Source organism: Hallella faecis, assembly GCF_018789675.1.
Lineage (GTDB): Bacteria > Bacteroidota > Bacteroidia > Bacteroidales > Bacteroidaceae > Prevotella > Prevotella faecis.
Genome location: NZ_JAHKBE010000100.1, coordinates 1 through 3617 on the forward strand (window position 1 = coordinate 1; position 3617 = coordinate 3617).

The following is a 3617-nucleotide window of genomic DNA, read 5'->3' on the forward strand; positions in this document are numbered from 1 at the left end:
ATTAAATATCAAATATATAACTATAGTTAAGCGATTAATATCGCATCACTAGTAAAGTAGTATAATAAAGATAGTTGGAAATCATTCCAATAAGGGTGCGGCCAACAACGCCCTCGACGTGTTGAGTGGTCAGGCTGCTGGTGTTAATGTGACATCCAACGGTCTGGATCGTATGGCTATGCTCAATAGTGTGCGAGTACGTGGTACAACCTCCATCATCGGAGGCAATGACCCTTTAGTGCTGATTGATGGGGTTACTTCTGACGTACTTACCCTATCAACCATCTATCCTGCAGACATCGAGAGTTTTCGTATATTAAAGAATGCTGCGGAGACCGCCATGTATGGTTCACGTGGAGCGTCTGGTGTTATAGAGGTGAAAACCAAGAAAGGCACAGGACGAGGATTCCAAATCTCGTATGAGGGTAATGTGGGGTTCGAGCAGATGTACAAACACCTGGAGATGCTCAATGCTGCTGAATATGTTGCAACGGCAAAGGCATTGGGTATCTATTGCAACAACGGAGGTTTCAATACCGATAACTACAAGGTGATAACACGCACGGGTATGGTGAACAATCATTACCTTGCATTCAGCGGAGGTACGCCACAGTCAAACTATCGTGCATCTTTCGGAGTAATGGACCACAACACCATCATCAAGAAGATGGACTATAGCGTTTTTGTTGCCAAAGTTGATGTAACCCAGAAAGCCTTCAATGACAGACTAACCGGAGAATTCGGAGTGTTCGGCTCGTCATTCAAGAACCATGACATCTTTGATACGCAGATGCTGTTCTATTCCGCTGCATGCCAAAACCCGACTTTCCCTGCTGGTACTGACGAGCATGGAAACTGGCTGAAAAACGAATCGGCAACGCATATCAACCCACCCGGCATATTGCTTGAAGAGAAAAACGACTCCAAGGATTTGAACTTTGACGCACACATAAAGCTGAGCTACGATTTCAATAAGAATTGGCGTGTATCCACCTTCGGCTCTTACCTGTATGGCTCTACCGAAAACGGACAATTCTGTCCGACATGGGTATGGGCACAAGGCAACGTGTACCGTGGGGAATTCAAGAAAGAGGAATGGCTTGGCAATGTATCTCTTGATTTCAACAAGGAGTTCGGCATACATAAGGTCTCTGCTGGAGTAAGCAGTGAATACAGAAAACTGAGAAAAACTGCTTTCTGGGTGTATGCCAAGGGAATACCTACAAACGATTTTCATTACGACAATCTGGGTGCTACAGCAGCCCGTCCATACGGTGGAACAGAAAGCACATACGAAGACCAGTCTCTGGCTTCTGTAATGGGAAGCATCACTTATAATCTGCTTGACAGATATACCTTAGCGGTAAATGCTCGCGGTGACGGATCGTCAATGGTAGGTGACAACAATACATGGGGCTTCTTCCCATCTGTATCATTCACTTGGGACATGAAGAAAGAAGGCTTCCTTGCCAACATAAAACCGCTGTCAATGCTTAAACTCCGCACTGGTTTGGGACAGGCGGGCAATCTTGGCGGTATCTCCGCCTACACAACCATGAACACCGTAAGGCAGACTGGCATTGTTCCGGTAAAGAGTTCTCCAACAGTAACCCTTGGTATGGTAAGGAACAACAATCCTGATTTGAAGTGGGAAACGAAGACAACGTTTAACCTCGGTGCGGACATTGGTCTCTTTGCCAACAGGCTTATGCTTACAGCGGAGTATTACTATTCAAAGACCACCGACATGCTCTACGCCTATGAGGTTCCGGTTCCACCATTCGCATACAATACATTGCTGGCAAACATCGGCTCTATGTCAAACCGCGGATTTGAGCTGGGCTTGTCCGTGCAGCCAATAAGCAAGAAGGACATGGATCTTAACATCAATATGAACCTGTCGTTTCAAAGCAACAAACTCATCTCGCTGAGTGGAGATTACAAGGGAATGAGCATGTCGGCAGCAAACATCACCGCTATTGGATCATTGGATGGTGCTGGTCAAAACGGCGGCGACAACAACGTGGTCTATCAGATCGTTGGACAGCCGCTTGGCGTTTTCTACCTACCCCATTGCAAGGGACTTGTCAAGAACGAGAACGGCAGCTATTTTTATGACATAGAGGATCTTGATCATAATGGCAAGGTGGACTTGAGCGACGGAGGCGACCGATACATTGCAGGACAAGCCACACCAAAGGTGATCCTTGGCTCAAACATCAGTTTCAGATACAAGAATTACTATATCTCCATACAGATGAATGGAGCATTCGGGCACAAGATTTTCAACGGAACAGGACTGGCTTACACAAGCATGGCCTGCTTCCCAGACTACAATGTCTTTAAGGATGCTCCAAAGAAGAACATCGTAGACCAGAGAGTCTCTGATTACTGGCTTGAAAAAGGTGACTACCTGAACTTCGAGCATCTGACAATAGGCTACAATGTGCCTTTGAGGAGCAAGCTTATTCGTTCCTTGCGTGTATCATGCAACATTAGCAACATTGGAACAATCACCGGATATAAAGGTTTGACACCAATGATAAATAGCTATGTTGTCAACAGTACGATGGGTATTGACGACAAGCGCAACTATCCATTATACCGTACTTACTCATTGGGACTGAGTGTACAATTTTAAAACGAAAAGAGTATGAAGACTATTATTAAATACATATTAGCAGTACCGTTAATGCTTTGTTTCAGCAGCTGTCTGGATGAGCATCCCAAAGACCAGCTGGACCAGGAGGCAATCTACAACAATGCTGATAATATATACAAAAACGCAGTAGCTTCCCTGTACAACTACATAGGGAGCAATCAGGAGTCGGAAGGGCTTCAAGGAACTTGCCGGGGTATTTACGACTACAATACCTTGACTACTGACGAGGCAATGATTCCGATCCGTGGTGGAGACTGGTATGATGGCGGTTTGTGGGAGAACATGTATCAGCACAAATGGAATGCCAATGATATTAATTTATATAATGTATGGAAATATCTCTTCAAGGTAATTGTTATATCTAACCAGTCGCTTTCTATCATTGATAGCCATAAGACTCTGCTTTCAGCAGAACAGACAAGAGATTTCACGGCAGAGGTAAGAGCTGTACGAGCCTTGTTCTACTATTATGCGATGGATATGTTCGGGCGTGTTCCTATCGTGACATCATACGACGTGAAATTGGAACAGGTAACGCAAAGCGAAAGAAGTGAGGTATTCAAGTTTATTGTTGACGAGTTGCAGGATGTTGCCCCACAGCTCGCCGATGAGCATTCCAACAAGGAGGGGAACTATTACGGACGTGTGACACGCCCGGTCGCAAACTTCCTGCTTGCAAAGCTTACCTTGAATGCGGAAATATATACGGATGATAACTGGACCGACGGCAAGCGTCAGGACGGGAAAAGCATTTACTTCAATGTGAATGGTGAGAAAAAGAACGCTTGGGAAACCTGCATCTGGTATTGCGAGCAACTGCGGCAAGAAGGCTATGAGTTGGAGAGCGACTACGCATCGAACTTTGCGGTTCATAATGAAAATTCCAAGGAGAACATCTTCACAATAGTTCGTTAAAATTTGAGATAAAGGCTAAGCAGTTTTACGCTGCCAGCCA

Annotated in this window: 2 protein-coding genes; both read left to right on the forward strand. The window is 45.1% G+C overall.

Annotation, left to right across the window (positions count from 1 at the left end):
- Positions 1-61: 61 nt before the first annotated feature.
- Positions 62-2641, forward strand: a complete 2580-nt coding sequence (locus KM934_RS12480; protein WP_215760932.1) for a SusC/RagA family TonB-linked outer membrane protein — start codon at positions 62-64, stop codon at positions 2639-2641.
- Positions 2642-2653: 12 nt separating this feature from the next.
- On the forward strand, positions 2654-3577 hold the full coding sequence (locus KM934_RS12485; RefSeq protein ID WP_215760931.1) for a RagB/SusD family nutrient uptake outer membrane protein: 924 nt from the start codon (positions 2654-2656) through the stop codon (positions 3575-3577).
- Positions 3578-3617 lie beyond the last annotated feature (40 nt).

Coding starts and splice junctions, on each gene's coding strand:
- KM934_RS12485 (WP_215760931.1), top strand. CDS start 2,654: ATGAAGACTATTATTAAATACATATTAGCAGTACCGTTAATGCTTTGT.